We start from the raw sequence: 16554 nt of genomic DNA, 5'->3' as shown, positions 1-16554 counted from the left end.
GCTAAAACCGTTTTCAAAAGAAAACGGTTTCTCTCATTATTAAATTAACAACCCTTGTTTTTTAGCATCAAATAGTAATTCTTCACGGAACTTTGGATGCGCTATTGCTGCTAGACGTTTAGCACGTTCTGAAATGGAAACGCCGTGTAAACGAGCAACGCCGAACTCTGTAACAATATTGTCCACATCATTTTTGCCAGTCGTTACGACCGACCCTGGCGTAAGATGAAGCTTGATACGGGATAACGTATCGTCCTTAGCAGTCGATGGCATACAAATATAACCTTTGCCATTTTCAGCAAAACGAACACCGCGCGCAAAATCAACTTGGCCTCCACTTGACGAATAATACTTGCCTCCAACCGTTTCAGAAGCACATTGTCCAAACAAGTCAACTTCTGTTGTTGAGTTGATAGAAACGATGTTTTTTTCTTTCGCAATTTCTCGTGGATCGTTTACAACACTAACTGGCAAGAATTCTACTGCCGGATTATTGTTGATAAAGTCATACAAATTCTTAGATCCAAAAGCGAAAGTGGCAATAATTTTTCCAGGGTTCGTGAATTTTCGTGTACCATCTACTGCTCCTGCAGCTACTAAACCTGCCACTCCATCTGGCAACATTTCTGTGTGAATTCCTAAATGGCGGTGGTCTTTTAACATGCTGATAACCGCGTTAGGCACAGAACCGATTCCGATTTGTAGTGTGTCTCCGTCTTGAATGTCTTGAATAATATTAGATGCGATCAATAAATCCCGGTCGCAAACTTCTGGAATGGTTTCTTCTGAAAGAGCTACATGATGTTCTACATAGCCTGAAATTTGGCTAACGTGGATTTGGTTGCGACCAAATGTCCGCGGCATGTTTTTGTTTACTTCTAAAATAAACGGCACTTTGCCTATAAATTCAGCAACATAATCAGCCTGTGTTCCTAACGTGAAATATCCGTGTTCATCCATCGGCGACGCGACTGTCAAAATCATCGACATTTTCGTCGTTTTTTGGAGCAGACGAGGCACTTCATGAAAGTTATTCGGAACCAAATCTATTTTTGCTTGTTGATATACTTTACGTGTGGCACCACTAAGGAAATACGACACATGTTTTAATTGCTCGATTTCACCTTGAATATATGACCTTGATCGTAAAGCCAACATTTGATGAATTTTTACTCCATCCAGTTGCTCGGCGTTTTCTTCTAATATATCTAATAATCGGATTGGTTCTCCGTTGGCAATTGGAATAATCAAATCCGCATTTTTATCGATTAAATTTACAACTTCTTGTGGCGTTAAGTGCTTGCCCATCTTATAACCCCCTGCTTTTTCACTCTATTCTAACTTTACCATATATTCCGCACGGTCTTTTATTACTTAAATTTATAAACTATTTTGTTTTCACATAAAAAAACCGTCAGTGTTTCTGACGGTTCCGACTTTTAAAAGCGTACCCAATGCCGGCTAAGCCAAACAATGCCATAATCGCCCATAAAATCACGAGAGTGATAGAGCCTACCCCACTAGACCCTTGCATAACAGCAGTAAGCTGCAATGCCAAGAAAGACAAGCTGACTAGAGCAATTGCGCCAAAATAAATGATTCTCGTTTTAAAACTAAAATCTTTCATTTTTTAAAACTCCTTTGGTGTTCGTTAATGTCTCTGTAATCCGATGTTGCAATAATTTAATCGCTTACTTCTATTATTCACTTTTTCCAAGTACTTCAAACACAGACGCCTTTACTGCTGGACTTTACTTGATGACAAACTTCGTCCGACTATAACCTTCTTTTGATTTTTCAACTTGCAATATCGCTGGAATTGCGGCTTTTAGTTCTTGTACATGGGAAATAACGCCAATCATCCGCCCAGATTTCTGTAAATCAATCAAGGTTTCAATCGATTTGTTGAGTGATTCTTCATCGAGCGATCCGAACCCTTCATCGATAAACATTGTATCGATTGAAACATTTCCTTGAAAGCTTTGAATCACGTCTGCCATACCAAGTGCTAAGCAGAGTGACGCATTAAATTTCTCTCCACCCGACATCGTTTTAACATCCCGCGTCTGTCCTGTATACGCATCATAAACGTCTAATCCAAGACCACTTTGTTTACCACGTGCTTCTTGACGGTCGCTGCGAATCAAATAAAATTGGCCATTTGATAAGTTTTTCAACCGTTCATTTGCCGATAAGATGATTTGTTCCAAATACTCGATTTGCAAATAGCGTTCAAACGAAATCTTCAAGCCATTTTGCCCTCGAATCATATTATGCAGATCCGCAATTCGATTGAGATTTTGCTCTGCTTCAAGCGCTTTTTCAATCACACTTTGAATGCTATCGATTAATTCATTCCCTATCTTCTCGAAATCTCGAGAACGATTCTGTTCTGCAAAAGCACTTTCATAATTCGCTTTAAGTTCGGATAACTCGATTTCCGCTTGACTCAAATCTTTCAATTTTTTGTCCGCTAGCAATTCTTTTAGTTCGGTTACTTGTTGCATTAACGTATGGCGGTGCTGATTGAACTCTTGAATATCTTTTTTCAACGCGGTAAATGCGGATTCTGTCATTTTTGCTTGCTGATAAGCTTGTTCAGACTCAAATGATGACTTGTCCAGAGCTTGAACAAATTGTTGCTGAGCGTTGGCTCTCTTTTCTTCTACTTCTTTAGCTGTATTTGTAGCATGATGGGCAGATACTTCCGCACTAGCCAACTGTTCTTTCGAATTCTGAAATTGTTCTTGGGCAGCTTTCCAATTTTGCTCGTACTGTTGTTTTTGTAAGGTTACTTGTTGCAATTGCTGTTTCAAGACAGACAGTTCACGAAGTTCTTCTGGAACTGCGGCCAATTCATTTTCAAAAACAGCTGCAGCTGTTTGGTAAGAAGAACTATGCTGCTGCACTTCTGCTGCTAAGTTTTGCTTACTTTGCTCTAGTTGTTCCATTTTCTCATAACAACTAGCTGCTTGCTCTTTCCATTTTCGCAACTCAAGTTTACGGACCTGCTGTTCTTTTATCTCTTTAGTTAACTGACGTTTTCTTTGCTCTAATTCGGTCGAGACTTCTTCGACTTGTTCAAGTTCTAGTTTTAGTTTCGATAATTCCTGCGCTTTGTTTTCCTGTTGCTCTTCTACAGCAGTCAGTTTCGCTGACGCATTTCGATATTCTCCATCCACTTGATCAAAGCCAAATTTTGCCACTTCCACTTGCTCTTTTGTTACAACTTGCTCTGGGTCTGTCAAATTTGCTCCAGGGTGTTCGGTACTTCCACAGACAGGACACGCATCCCCGGCATGCAATTGACCGGCAAGTACATGCGCTTGGTTGGCAAACCATTGAGTTTCTAATTGCCGATAAGAAGTGGCTACTTCTTCGAATTTCACCTTTTTTTCTTCTTGTGTAGCTTGCAACTGCTGACTTTGCTCTTTCAATAAAACATAGTCGGTTAGCACACGAGATTTTTCAGTTACGACGGTTAACTCTTGTTGCATTTCATCAGAGGAATCCAGAATTTTCTCTAATTCTATGATTTTTTTATCCAGCTGTTGTTTTTCACTTTTTTGTTCGCTGAATTCTTTCTCTGCTTGCTTTAACCGACTTGTCGATTGTTTTGAGGTTTCCTCGAGCTGTACTAATTGTTGTTTTTTCACAGATATCTCTTGTATCGTTGGCAATAAATTTTCCAAATATATAAGCCGTTCGCTTAACTTGTCACGCTCACTCTGAAGATTCTGTTGCGCATGAAATGTCTGTTCTGCTGTTTGTTTTGTCTGTTCTGCTTGTTCTTGCTGATAGATAGCGTCTTTTAGCAATTTGTTTTTGTTGATTTCATTGTTACGTAATTCAATGACTAAGCTTTCAATATTGGCGATATAACTCGCTCTTTCTGCCGATTGCAAAGCTGTTTCCTTTTCTGCATATTCCGGCTGGCGTTGCACAAGGTGTTCAAGTTGGTCATTTTTCGTTTGGAGTTCCTCGAAACGGTCATTCCACTTTTTCGCCTCGTGATAAGCCGTCGTTTTGTCCGCATGAAGCTGATAAGCCTTCTCGTACTTTTGTTCATCTATGCTGATTTTCTCTTTATAATAAGCCGTCTCTTTTTGGAGACCGTCTAGCACTTGATTGATATTTTTATGTTCGCGACCTAACACTTCAAAAAGTTCCGATTGGCGTTCTGGCAAGGAAGAGCTAATCCGTTGGAGATGAATAGTCAACTTGTGATGCTCACGGTCAAATATTTTCTCTGCCGCATCTTTCTTTTGCTTTAATCGTTCGCTGATTAGTTTATATGGTTCTGTTTTGAATATTTTCCGAAGAATCTCTTCTTTATTGTCAGTTTCCGATGTCAAAAGTTTACGGAATTCCCCTTGTGGCAACATCACAATTTGGCTGAATTGATTTTGTGTCAAACCAACAATTTCTTCAATGCGGCGATTGATTTCCGAAACAATTTGGCGTTCCACTGCAGGTTTTTCTCCTTCTGCTGTTAACTCAAAAAATTCAAAGCGCTCTCCGGTCGAGCTTTTATTGCCTTTTTTGACATGGCTCATTTGGCGCAACACGCGGTAGTTTTTTCCGTGAATTTCAAACTCCATTTCAACAGCTGTATGTGTTGCGTCATCCGCAAAATCACTTCTCAATATACGTGATTCACTTCGGTCAGAACCGCTAGCAGAACCGTATAAAGCAAAGCAAATCCCATCAAAGATAGTAGTTTTTCCAGCGCCTGTACTGCCCGAAATAACAAATAATTGGTTTCCTTGCAAATCAGCAAAATCAATTTCTTCGGTATTTTTATAAGGACCAAATGCAGTCATTTTCAATTTTAACGGTCTCATGACTTCACCTCTTCTTTTATAGCCGGTTCCTCACGCAAAAATTCATCAAGTACATCTTTAAAAATATCAATTGTTTCTTCTGTCGCTTTTTCACCTTTCACTTCTTCATAAAAAGAATGGAATAACGACAAAGAATCCATTTTCCGCCGCGATCCCGTCTCACTTTGCAACATGCTCCCTGCGAAATTTTTCCGTCCAACATGCATAGCGTTTGGATACACGGAACGTACTTTTTCCATTGGAAATAGCACCGGTGCATCGTCCAATAACATGACAAAAACGTAATCATCGCTAATTTCATGTCTTAATATTTCATCAATAGTCCCTTCAACTGTACGCATATTGCGTTTTGGTGAGAACAAGCGCTTTTCTACAGTTACTTCGCCTTGTGCGTCTAATTCAACAATGTGAAATCCTTTTTGATGATGTTCTTCTGAAATTGAATATTTTAAAGGAGATCCCGAATAACGAATGGTTTCATTCAACACATAATGGGCTTTATGCAAATGGCCAAGTGCTGTGTAATGAAATCCACTGAAATGATGAGCATCCACATGTTCCGCTCCACCAATCGATAATGGTCGTTCGGAATCGCTCGTATTTTCTTCTTGCTCACCATGAGGCGTCACAAATGCATGGCCTACAAATACGTGTCGCGCTAGGGGGTTATAGGCAGATTTAATATTTTCCGTAATGGCCTTCATGGCATCATTATGTGTGCGAATCGTATCATCTTCAAATTCATAACGGACCATCGAAGGGTCGGCATAAGGGATCAAATGAAAATGAACTTCTCCAAATTGATCATTTAAGACCACCGCTTGATGTTCTTTATGAACATGACCTGCGATATGAATTCCATTTCCTTTCATCAAACGGCTACCGAAATTCAATCTTCCCGGGCTATCATGATTTCCTACTACTGATAGGACTGGCGTTTTCAGTTCCAACACAATTTCTGCGAGTAACTCGTCAAGTAAATTGACAGCATCTGTTGGAGGAACTGCTCGGTCATAAAGATCGCCAGCAATAATAATCGCGTCAGGTTTTTCTTCTTTGATTGCATCTATAAATTGCTCTAGCACAAATTGCTGATCTTCTGTCATGTAAATACCTTGCACGAGCTTACCTAAATGCCAGTCGGCGGTGTGAAAAAATTTCATCAAATTACCCCTTTCGTTTGTTGCAAAAGAATATATGTTCGTTCCATTATACACGAGATAGAGCGCTTGTTTTAATCGGTCTTTTGTTCTATAATTAGAACAAACGTTCTTATTATAAGGAGGGTCACTCATGAAAGCACAAATTCAAAAAGCTTTTAAGTACCAACAGCTAATCGATATGATGTACATCGCAAAAGATGGCAGCATCAGCAAGCGTCGCGTTAAAATTTTATCGATGACAGGAGATTCGTTTCAAGCTTATTGCTTTCTTCGTCGCAAGAAGCGTACTTTCAAAATGGATAATGTGCTTTCAGTGATGCCCGTCATCCATAGAGAGCGCCAGATCATATAAGCATGGCCCTACCATTATGATACACTTGAAGAAATATCTTTTGGAGGGTGACATGATGAGATTAACTGTTTATCTTGCTGGAGAAATTCATAGTGCGTGGCGCGAAGAAATTAAGAAAAAGTCGGCTGCATTGGATTTGCCAATCGATTTTGTAGGCCCGATGGAAATTCACGAACGTTCGGATACTATTGGGGAAGACATTCTTGGTGAACAATCTGATGCAATCGCTAAAGATTATGCAGCTTCAAGCTTCAATAATTTGCGTACCGGCGTTCTGATGCATAAAGCCGATTTGGTGATTGCGCTATTTGGTGAGCAGTACAAGCAGTGGAACACGGCAATGGATGCTAGCACAGCGCTTGCTTCAGGTAAGCCGGTCATTATCATTCGCCCTGAAAAATTACATCATCCGTTAAAAGAATTGTCTCGGAAAGCGAGTGCTACTGTAGAAACGTGCGACCAAGCAATCAAAGCTTTATCTTATATTCTTGAGCAATAAAAAAAGCCCCGAAGGGCTTTTTTTTATTGGTACCAGCTTCCGACTATTGGGTAGTCGAAATATTCGTTGTTGAGGGCTTTGATAATTCCCATGATTGGTACGATGACGCCCATCAGTCCAAAGACGATTAGCATCGGAATGCCGATTAGGAAAATAACTAGCCAGCTGGAAATGAAGAGCAATGCTCCTATTACTAGTTGGAACAGTAATGCTTGAATTGATAGTTTTTTAAGTTCTTTGTCTTCTGAAATTAAAAACACAATGACAGGGACAAGAAATGGTGCAAAAAATGCACTGGCATGGACCAGTACTTTCAAACCTGTGTTCTCCATCCTATAAACCTCCAGTCAATTCTTTCTTATCCTCTATATACGATTGACTGTCCCGAAAGTTTCACTTTGTATTAATTAATACGTAGCACAACTTTGCCAAATTGATTGCCTGATGCTAAACGATCAAATGCTTCTTGCGCTCTGTCCAATGAATACGTTTTATCTACTATTGGTCGCACATTATAAGCTTCCATATGCTTCAACATGGCTCGTAACTCTTCTCGACTTCCCATAGTTGAACCAAACAACTGGTATTGTCCGTAAAAGAATTTGCGAAGATTGAAATCTACAATATCGTCTGTAGTGGCACCGAAAATAACAATTCGTCCGCCTTTTTTCAAAACATCTAGTGAACGATTAAAAGTAGCCTCTCCTACACTGTCGATGACCAAATCAATCGTCTCACCTTCAAGCTCTTTTACCCAATCACTGTCTGTTGGAATGGCTATATCCGCCCCGATTTTCTTAGCGTACTCACGCTTTTCTTCACTGCGTGAAGTGACAATTACGCGAGCTCCACAGTTTTTCGCAAATTGAATGAGGAACGTCGCAACTCCGCTCCCAGCACCTGGGATAAACAAAGTTTCTCCTTTTTTCAATTGTCCCTTTGTAAACAAAGCTCGATATCCAGTCAGTGCAGGTAAAACTAAACTTCCCGCTTCTTCCCAGCTCATATGAGCAGGCTTTCTCTCTAATTGCTCAACGGAAATTGCAATTTTCTCTGCAAAAGTTCCATGATCAGGCAGTCCTAAAATATCAAATTCTGCAGGCGGTGCTTCGCTGTTCTTATACCAGCGCAACGCCGGATTAATAATCACTTCGTCCCCATAAGCAAAGTCGACTACATCTTCTCCAACTGCCTCCACTACACCCGCTCCGTCTGATCCAACGATGAGCGCTTCTGGATTATTTCCATATCGTTTGATCAAACCTAAGTCTCTGCGGTTTATGCCTGCCGTTTTTAAAGACACCAACACTTCTCCCGATTTCACTTTCGGTTCTTCTATATCTTTTAACTTCCATTCACCGGATTCCATTACAAATGCTTTCATTTCTTTCATCCCTCCTTAAAATACTCACTAAATAACGCCAGTTGTTTTTTGCTAATAATATCCTGTGAAAAAAGCGGAACGTATACTAACTTTTGAGTAGAAAACGTTTCTTCTATTTGTTGCATATATTTCTTTTCATGTTTTTTCCGCTCCCTTAAAAACTCTCCGTCCGCTTCTTCTGGTAATACTTTATTAATGATGAGCGTTTTGACGTGAAGTTGATAATTATGCAACAAATCCAAAGCTTTTTTTGTTTCCAAAATGGGAAGGCGTTCTGGGTTTAGCACAAAGATAAATCCCGTTTCTTTTTCATTTAGCAAAAGTTCGCGCGCTTTGGAAAATCGCTCTTGACGTTCTCTTAACACGTCATATATCGGATCTTCTCTTGGCTCCCCGTCATTTAATAGCTGGGAGTAATTTTCATTGGTTTTGCGACGTTTCTCAAGCAACCCATCAATCCAAACACCCATCAATTCTGGCAATGTTAACAACCGAATTGTATGTCCGGTCGGAGCCGTATCGAACACTAATTTATCAAAATTCTGACGCTCTTCTAAAATGATATGAATGAGCTTATCAAATAACGCTGCTTCGTCTGCACCTGGAGAAGCTTTTGCTGTATCCAATTGTCGGTTTACTTCTTCCATCATACTCGAATGAACGGTTCCTTTTATATTAGCTTTTACCGTTTTAATATAATTATCCGTTTCAATTTCCGGATCAATTTCAAGTGCATATAAATTATCAGCAATTTCTCTTATTTTACCGCCAATCTGCTCGTTAAAAATATCTCCTACATTATGGGCAGGATCTGTTGAGATCAACAAAGTTTTATGCCCTTCTTTAGCAGATCTCCAAGCAATCGCTGCAGCTGATGTTGATTTCCCAACACCACCTTTTCCACCTACAAAAATAATACTCTTGGCTAGTACATCCATGTTTTCTCCTCATTCCTAAACAAAACTAACAGCAACGTATGCCGGTTAAAGGTGATTTATCCATACCCATGCGTAAATGCCAATCATGAAATTCTTCAATCATATATGGATACAATTCCAGCGTGTAATAGTAAACCGGATTGGGAATCCCCAACATTTCCGAATAAAGCATGAGTAAAAAAAGATCATCTTCATCTCGTAGTTCACGTGCAATTTCAGTGCGATGTGGCAATTCAAGGACAGCCTCATAAAAAGCGATCAATTGTTTTAATTTATCGAACACCAACATATCAACACCTCTTTCTAAGATAAATGGAAGGGGTCATAAAAACTCATGACCCCTTACCCATTTTGTATTTTATTCATCTCCTGAGAAATCAGGGTCTTTATTCTTCAATAATGCTTGGACTGCCGTTAAGATGATCCATAGTGTAAAGACAAAAATGATGGCTCCAAATATGAATAGCAGCATACTTGGCTGTTTTGCATACCATGCCCATTGCAAGAACACTTGCTGGAACATTGCCCAAAGCGTCATGAACATAAGGAAAATCATCGGGACGATGGTAATGATGTAATTTCGTCCAAGTTTCTTCAGCCATATGGAAATCAGCAATAAACTGATACCGGCTAGCAACTGATTGGCTGTTCCGAATAATGGCCATAACAAGTATCCACCTGAACCAAAACCATTTGGTCCTTCAGGGAGTAATACAAGTGCAGCACTTGCTCCGACCGCAATGGTCGTTGCCACATGCTTTTTCTCAAGAGACGGAATTTTGTATTCGACTCCAAGTTCTGAAATAATGTAACGCATTAATCGAACCGACGTATCTAAAGTTGTCGCTGCAAACGACACAACAATAATTGAAACAATGGTCGAAGCCACTTCTGCTGGAATCATCAACCCTTGCGCTAAACTTGTAGCACCTTCGATAAAGGCACCTAAACCTGCTCCATTAGAAGCTTGGAAACTGCTATAAGTAGCAAAGAATGACTCGCGGTCAGGGAACAAAGTAATAACGGCAATAATCGAAATTAATGCCAAAACCCCTTCTCCGACAGCCCCTAAATAACCGACAAAACGGGCATCGGTTTCTTTATCTAATTGTTTTGAAGTTGTTCCTGATGAAACAAGTCCATGGAACCCGGAAATCGCTCCACAAGCAATGGTAATGAACAATAACGGGAACCAAGAAATATCGGCATCTGGATTTGTCATCGGTGCCGTGATCTCAGGGTTCGTGAATAACAACCCAAGATACAAAATACCAAGTCCTACAATTAATTGGTGAGAATTGATAAAGTCACGCGGCTGAAGTAATTTCCAAACCGGTAACGTAGAGGCGATATAAACGTAAACCATCAAAACAATGATCCAAATAAAGAACGCTGTTGAAATTGGATCAAGTCCGAATATCCCCGTTCCGTTTTCTCCACCCATATATTGAACAAGATCAATTTGTAGAAAACTCACTTGGCTCGCGACAATGGCAGTTATGTACATGATCGCTAAAGCAAATACTGAAGGAATAAGCATTTTCTTATTTTTCTTATAAACAGCATGACCAATCCACAATGCTAAAGGAATTTGGATAAATACCGGTACCACACTAGCAGGATAAGAAATAAATAGTTTTGCAATAACCCATGCGAATACTGCATTAACCATTAAAACTAATATTAAAATGATAAACAAGAACAATACCTTTCCACGTTGCCCAATCAAACGGTGAGCAAGTGTTCCCACTGACTGTCCTTTGTTTCGAACAGATAGCACCAACGTGCCAAAATCATGAACACCTGCTGCAAATACAGTCCCAAACACTACCCATAACACTGCTGGTAACCATCCCCAATAAACAGCAATGGCTGGACCTAAAATGGGTGCAGCTCCAGCGACCGACGTAAAATGATGACCCCACAATACAAATTTATTGGTAGGCACAAAATCGACACCATCTTTAAAGCGATGTGCAGGAGTAACGTAATTCGGGTCCAGCTTAAAAATTCTTTCTGCTATAAATTTGGAATAAAAGCGGTAACCAAGTATAAAAATAAAAATTCCAATAGCAGCTAATGCAATCGCATTCATTTTTCCAACCCCTTTGTCTCATCTTAGACAAGCGCTAGAAAGCGCTTGTCTGTTCATCATAGATGACTGTCAAAAGAATGTAAATGTTCTGACAAATATTCCTTTTTTTCTTTTCAAAAGATTTATTAAATAAGCAATTACTTTAGCCGAAAAAATTAATGCAGGCTACGCATTTTCCATTTGTTTATTCATCGCTATTTTTAATTCATACAACGTTAATTTCGTATAAATCGTTTCCAAAATCGGAACGGGAACTGTCATTTTTTTAGCTAGAGCAAGTAAATACCCTTGCAAATGTTCAAATTCAGTAGGCTGTTGTTTTTCAATATCCCGTTGTATAGACGACTTCATCTCTTCGGCCATACTATTAATTCGTTTTAACTGAACTCCAGCAATCCCTTGTTGAATGGGTGCATCTATTTTCTCCATGACGGCGACCAACTCTTCTAGAAATGCTTTTATGGTGCGCTGACCTGATTCAAGATCTCTGATTGGTCCTATAGGTGTCTCCATCATGGAAGTGATACCCGACATTGCAGTTATGAACAAATATTTATGCCACATGTCTTGATTGATGTTATCGCTCTTAACAAACTCTGCTTTTGTTCCACTAAAGCATTCTTCTAACTTTTCAATACGTTCCGTTGTTTCACCGGTCCGTTCTCCGTACACCAATTGATTGACCGGACTTGTTTGAACGATTGCACCATCTTCCGCCAACGTGGTTTCTACAAAGCACAATCCGCCAATTACTCGCTCTTCTCCGAATGCCTCGACCAAAGGTTCTAAATGAGCAATCCCATTTAGTAAAGGTAAAATCATCGTTTCTGGGCCGACAAATGGTTGAATATCCTTTATCGCATGTTCCAGATGATAAGATTTTGTTGACATTAAGATGACATCAAATAGCTGACTGTCATCGTCTTTTGTCAGTAACTTTGGTGTCACTTGAAGATCACCATTTTTGCTCCTAATTTCCAAACCGGTTTGCTGTAGTTTTTCTTTTCTTTGTTCTCTTACTAAAAAAGTAACGTCTTCTCCTTTTTCGATTAACCGTCCTCCGAAATATCCACCAATTGCTCCAGCACCGACCACTAAAACTTTCATAAGTCCACTCCTCTAAATTTTTTCATATCGCCAAATTCCATCAATCATTTCACGCGAACATTCTTTTTTATGACGTAAATATTCTAAATGGGATAATGTTTCGCCAACAGCGAAACGCATTTCATGAACAGTTAATGGTCGTTGAAACAACTTATTGCATGCTTCGTAAACCGTCAGCGGCTCTTTGATAGTTTTTAATGTCTCACTTAGTCGCTCTTCGTGATGAGCTAAAAGTTCATCAATCCGCTCATTTGCTCCGTAAAATGGTTTTCCATGAGATGGAATAACAAATTCCACATCTAGTTTTTTTATTTTGTGTAACGACTCTATATAAGATGCTAAAGGATTCGCATCCCCATGAAACCAATAGGAAATATTAGGCGTGATTTTCGGTAAAATGTGATCTGTTGCAAACAACGTGCTTTGCTCTTCATTGTATAAGCAAATCATGCCGTCCGAATGTCCAGGCGTATGAATCACTTGGTATTCAAAATTGCCCACTTGCACTCTATCTTTTTCTGTTAAATACTGTCCAATCTTCGGTAAAGGTGAAACAAGTGGTTTAAATTCTTCCGTATTTCTAATCATTTGTGTAGCTTGTTCTTCAGGAATTCCCGATGCGCGGTAATTTGCTGGAATCTGATCGATAAATGAAGGTTCCCAAGCGTTCATCCCTGCTTTGGCATCAGTTTCTGACATCCAAACTTTTGCACCTGCTTTTTCTTGCAACTCACCAACGTAACCGAAATGATCTGGATGATAATGAGTCACCAAGATGTCAGTGACTTTTTTATCTTTTAGTTTTTCTTCCCATAGGTCTCTCGTAAGCTTGTTGTTCAATCCCGCGTCGATGACTGTCCATTCGTTCTCGTATTCAGCTATAAAGCAATTCACGTGATTTAAACGAAAAGGTAAATCAATTCGAACAAGTTCTACACCTAGCTTCTCTAGCAACGCTGTAGTATCCAGGGCTTTGTTTGTAAAAATACGCGTCATGGCCTCAACACTAATTTCCCAATGGTTTTTCTTCCCTGCAAAGAATGATGTGCTTTCGCAGCTTCCGCTAATGGATAAACTCCACCAATCGTTAATACCAATTCCCCACTCTTCATATAAGCGAGTAATTCATTAAAGCTTTGGTGGATCAATTCGGGATCTCGCATAATTTGTGGCAGGAAAAACCCAATAACAGACTGATTTTTCCGCATTAATTGTCCGGGACTAAAAGAAGACTGTTCTCCACTAGCAGCACCGAAAACGACAACCCGGCCAAAAGGAGCCAAACATTTTAATGTTTTATTGAACACTTCGCCGCCGACCATTTCCAATGCCAAATCTACACCTCTACCACCGGTAATGTTTTTGACTTTGTCGCCCCAGCCTTCTTCTGTGTAGTTAACTAAATGAGTTGCACCCATTTTCTGTGCATGAAACAGTTTCTCTTCTGTACTGGCTGTCGCAATAATTGTTTCAGCGCCAAAAATCCGAGCCAATTGTATAGCGATCGCACCAACTCCTCCTGCAGCAGCATGAATTAGTACCGTCTCTCCTTTTTGAATCCGTCCCATTGTTTTTAATATGTGATACGCACTCAATCCTTGTAATGGCAGTGCTACAGCTTGATCAAAATCGACGCCTTCTGGAATCTTGGTCAAAACACTTTCATCGACTGCAGCGAATTCTGCATATCCTGCAGAACCAATCAATGCAACCACACGATCCCCTGCTTTGAAATTTTCTACATTTTTCCCGCTCGCAACAATTACTCCTGCCACTTCTGAGCCTGGAATATAAGGCAGTTCGGTTTGTACAACATACTTCCCTTCACGCCTAGCTGTATCTGCATAATTGATGCCAATCGCTTTTACTTCAACAATCACTTCTGTGTCAGCAAAATCTGGTTTTTCAACCTCTACAAGTTGCAAGACCTCTGGTCCACCAAACTCTTCGAATTTTATAGCCTTCATTAATACTCCCCCTAAGAAATATACTGACTTGCCTCTAATAAGTTTTTAGCAATTTGCCGCTTTACTTTATCTAGCCCAGTCTTTTGTAACCGACTCAATTCACTTGTTACAACTGCCGTATTATGTGCCAATTGATTTTCTTCAGAAGCAGCCTGCAGTATTTTACGAGCAATCATTTCTACTTCAAGCAATGTATCACCTGTCATTGCCTGGGCCATTAAAGGTTTTTGTGTATGCTGCTCTTTTGTTTCAGATTCAAGTGCTTTTGCGGTTCTCATGACAGCCGATTCCAAAGAATATAATGCGATGCCGATATCTGCTAATGCCATTAAAATTTCCTGTTCTTCTATTAGTTCTGTACTAAAGGTTTCATAACAAATTCCGATGCAAAAAAGAAAGACTCGCCGAATTGCATGGATCGCTTCTAATTCATTAGAAAGGACGTCATTAGTTATAGACTTCGGCGCCTTCAAATCCTCAACGGCGGATACCGTTAGTTGCTGTAACGAAATTTTCCCTTTGGCTGTCTGTTTCAGTAAATTTCCGATGATGAGCAATCTGTTTACTTCGTTAGTACCTTCAAAGATCCGATTGATCCGCGAATCTCGATACATTTGTTCGATTTTATATTCTTTAATAAACCCGTAGCCACCATGCAATTGAAGTGCTTCATCTACTACAAAGTCCAAGGTTTCCGAACCGTGTACTTTGCAAACTGCGCATTCAACTGCATATTCCATTAATTGTTTCGCAATTTCATGATGTTCTTGCGAATCATAAAGATCCCCTAATGCGTTTTCAAGATAACCAGCTGTTCGGTATTGTAACGATTCGGAAGCGTAAATCCGAAGAGCCATGTGAGCAATTTTTTCTTGTGTCGCTGGAAATTCTGCAATCGCTTTTCCAAATTGACGTCGCTCACTCGTATATTTCAATGTAAGCTCCAAGCCATATTTTGCCGCCCCCATACAAGCAGAGCCTAAATTATAGCGACCTAAATTTAAGACGTTTAACGCAATGACATGCCCTTTGCCAATTTCACCAAGTAAATTTTCTACAGGTACTTCGCAATCTTCAAAAATCACTGCACACGTCGAAGATCCTTTAATGCCCATTTTCTGTTCTTCAAGACCAAGCGATAAGCCGGGATGGTTTTTTTCAACGATAAATGCTGTAAAAGCCGTTCCGTCTACTTTTGCATAAACGATAAATGTATCTGCAAAATCCGCATTGGTAATAAACATTTTTGTTCCATTTAATATGTAATGAGTCTTTTCCTCATTGAGTTTCGCTGTCGTCTTTGCAGACAAAGCATCTGAACCCGCTCCCGGTTCTGTCAGGCAATACGCTCCGATAAATTCTCCAGAAGCAAGTTTTGGCAAGTACGTTTCTTTTTGCTGTGGTGTTCCAAAATAAGTAATCGGCAATGTCGCTATACACGTATGATTGGAATGCGCCACCCCGTAACTCCCAGCTGAACCAAGCGATTCTCCGACTAACCCTTTACTAATTTTATCCAGACCAAGACCACCATACGCTTCAGGAACACTATGACCAAGTAATCCTAGTTCTCCAGCTTTTTCAAACAAAGTTTGAACCAATTCGAAATTTTGTTTTTCAATTTCATCATTATTTGGTCGCACTTCTTTTTCTAAAAACCGTTTAGCTGTTTTTGCAATCAATCGGTGTTCTTCCGTAAAATCTTCTGGAGTGAAAAAGTTATCAGATGCTTGGTAAAGAAAAGCTGCACCTTTATAAGCTGAAGTTTTAGTTTCCACTATGGCTTTCCCCCTTGACCAAATACTTTTCTAGTTTCTGGCGTTTATCAGCAGACAAAGATTCACTTTTTTGTGTTTCAAAATTAAATTGCACTGCACTTGCTTCACCTTTCGCAATCAATTCTCCGCTCTGTGCATCTTTAATTTCGTGCACAAGTTGAAAACTGGAATTTCCGATGCGACTCACTTCTGTCAGAACGATTAACTGTTGGTTGTAATGTCCTTGTTTCACAAAATCACATTTAATAGATGCCAAAATGATGTTCCAATTATTAATATCTCCACCGAACCCTAGCTCTGCAAAAAAATCAGTGCGTGCTTCTTCTAAGTAAATAAAGTAACTAATATTGCTTATGTGACCTAATGCATCTGTTTCACAAAACCGCGCTTTCACTGGAATTTCAAACGCCATCTTTCTTCCTCCCTT

The 16554-nt window shown here is 39.7% G+C and carries 16 protein-coding genes; 2 read left to right on the top strand and 14 right to left on the bottom strand.

The genetic code is table 11. From position 1 onward, the window contains the following. Positions 1-39: 39 nt before the first annotated feature. The 4 genes from MLE13_RS08960 to MLE13_RS08945 form a co-directional block, all read right to left on the bottom strand. Positions 40-1308 (bottom strand): acetyl-CoA hydrolase/transferase family protein, encoded by a 1269-nt coding sequence (locus MLE13_RS08960; protein WP_240749385.1) that lies wholly within the window; start codon positions 1306-1308, stop codon positions 40-42. 106 nt (positions 1309-1414) lie between these two features. Next, complete coding sequence (locus MLE13_RS08955; RefSeq protein ID WP_240749384.1) at positions 1415-1627, bottom strand: hypothetical protein; 213 nt, start codon at positions 1625-1627, stop codon at positions 1415-1417. A gap of 124 nt (positions 1628-1751) precedes the next feature. Then, a complete protein-coding gene (locus tag MLE13_RS08950; protein WP_240749383.1) occupies positions 1752-4844 on the bottom strand; it encodes an AAA family ATPase in 3093 nt (1030 codons plus the stop codon). Next, entirely contained in the window at positions 4841-6007 is a 1167-nt protein-coding gene (locus MLE13_RS08945; protein WP_240749382.1) for an exonuclease SbcCD subunit D, read from the bottom strand. The genes MLE13_RS08950 and MLE13_RS08945 overlap by 4 nt, the downstream gene beginning before the upstream one ends. 130 nt (positions 6008-6137) lie before the next feature. On the opposite strand from MLE13_RS08945, the gene MLE13_RS08940 reads away from it, so the two are divergent. Together MLE13_RS08940 and MLE13_RS08935 are read left to right on the top strand one after the other, a co-directional pair. Beyond that, a complete protein-coding gene (locus MLE13_RS08940; protein ID WP_240749381.1) occupies positions 6138-6359 on the top strand; it encodes a transcriptional regulator in 222 nt (73 codons plus the stop codon). A 55-nt stretch (positions 6360-6414) separates the two neighbouring features. After that, on the top strand, positions 6415-6858 hold the full coding sequence (locus tag MLE13_RS08935; RefSeq protein WP_240749527.1) for a YtoQ family protein: 444 nt from the start codon (positions 6415-6417) through the stop codon (positions 6856-6858). A gap of 23 nt (positions 6859-6881) precedes the next feature. On the opposite strand, the gene MLE13_RS08930 is transcribed toward MLE13_RS08935, so the two are convergent. From MLE13_RS08930 to MLE13_RS08885, 10 genes are all read right to left on the bottom strand, one after another. Next, positions 6882-7190: a DUF4870 domain-containing protein gene (locus MLE13_RS08930; protein ID WP_240749380.1), complete on the bottom strand. Its 309-nt coding sequence runs from the start codon at positions 7188-7190 to the stop codon at positions 6882-6884. 71 nt (positions 7191-7261) lie between these two features. Beyond that, positions 7262-8242 (bottom strand): zinc-binding dehydrogenase, encoded by a 981-nt coding sequence (locus MLE13_RS08925; RefSeq protein ID WP_240749379.1) that lies wholly within the window; start codon positions 8240-8242, stop codon positions 7262-7264. Between the two features lie 5 nt (positions 8243-8247). Next, on the bottom strand, positions 8248-9180 hold the full coding sequence (locus MLE13_RS08920) for an ArsA family ATPase (RefSeq protein ID WP_240749378.1): 933 nt from the start codon (positions 9178-9180) through the stop codon (positions 8248-8250). Between the two features lie 25 nt (positions 9181-9205). Beyond that, on the bottom strand, positions 9206-9469 hold the full coding sequence (locus tag MLE13_RS08915; protein WP_006829350.1) for a cory-CC-star protein: 264 nt from the start codon (positions 9467-9469) through the stop codon (positions 9206-9208). A 69-nt stretch (positions 9470-9538) separates the two neighbouring features. After that, the gene (locus MLE13_RS08910; RefSeq protein WP_240749377.1) at positions 9539-11275 is read right to left on the bottom strand and encodes a carbon starvation CstA family protein; all 1737 of its coding nucleotides are present in this window, start codon (positions 11273-11275) and stop codon (positions 9539-9541) included. 165 nt (positions 11276-11440) lie between these two features. Further along, positions 11441-12382, bottom strand: a complete 942-nt coding sequence (locus MLE13_RS08905) for a ketopantoate reductase family protein (RefSeq protein ID WP_240749376.1) — start codon at positions 12380-12382, stop codon at positions 11441-11443. Between the two features lie 12 nt (positions 12383-12394). Then, positions 12395-13378: an MBL fold metallo-hydrolase gene (locus MLE13_RS08900; RefSeq protein ID WP_240749375.1), complete on the bottom strand. Its 984-nt coding sequence runs from the start codon at positions 13376-13378 to the stop codon at positions 12395-12397. Then, positions 13375-14349, bottom strand: a complete 975-nt coding sequence (locus tag MLE13_RS08895; RefSeq protein WP_240749374.1) for a quinone oxidoreductase family protein — start codon at positions 14347-14349, stop codon at positions 13375-13377. The genes MLE13_RS08900 and MLE13_RS08895 overlap by 4 nt, the downstream gene beginning before the upstream one ends. A gap of 11 nt (positions 14350-14360) precedes the next feature. After that, a complete protein-coding gene (locus MLE13_RS08890; protein WP_240749526.1) occupies positions 14361-16130 on the bottom strand; it encodes an acyl-CoA dehydrogenase family protein in 1770 nt (589 codons plus the stop codon). Beyond that, positions 16117-16539: an acyl-CoA thioesterase gene (locus MLE13_RS08885; protein ID WP_240749373.1), complete on the bottom strand. Its 423-nt coding sequence runs from the start codon at positions 16537-16539 to the stop codon at positions 16117-16119. Before MLE13_RS08885 ends, MLE13_RS08890 begins: the two co-directional genes overlap by 14 nt. Positions 16540-16554 lie beyond the last annotated feature (15 nt).

The organism is Planococcus halocryophilus, from assembly GCF_022489025.1.
GTDB classification, from domain to species: domain Bacteria; phylum Bacillota; class Bacilli; order Bacillales_A; family Planococcaceae; genus Planococcus; species Planococcus halocryophilus_A.
The sequence above is the reverse complement of the archived record's forward strand: the minus strand, read 5'-3'. Positions and strand labels throughout refer to the sequence as shown.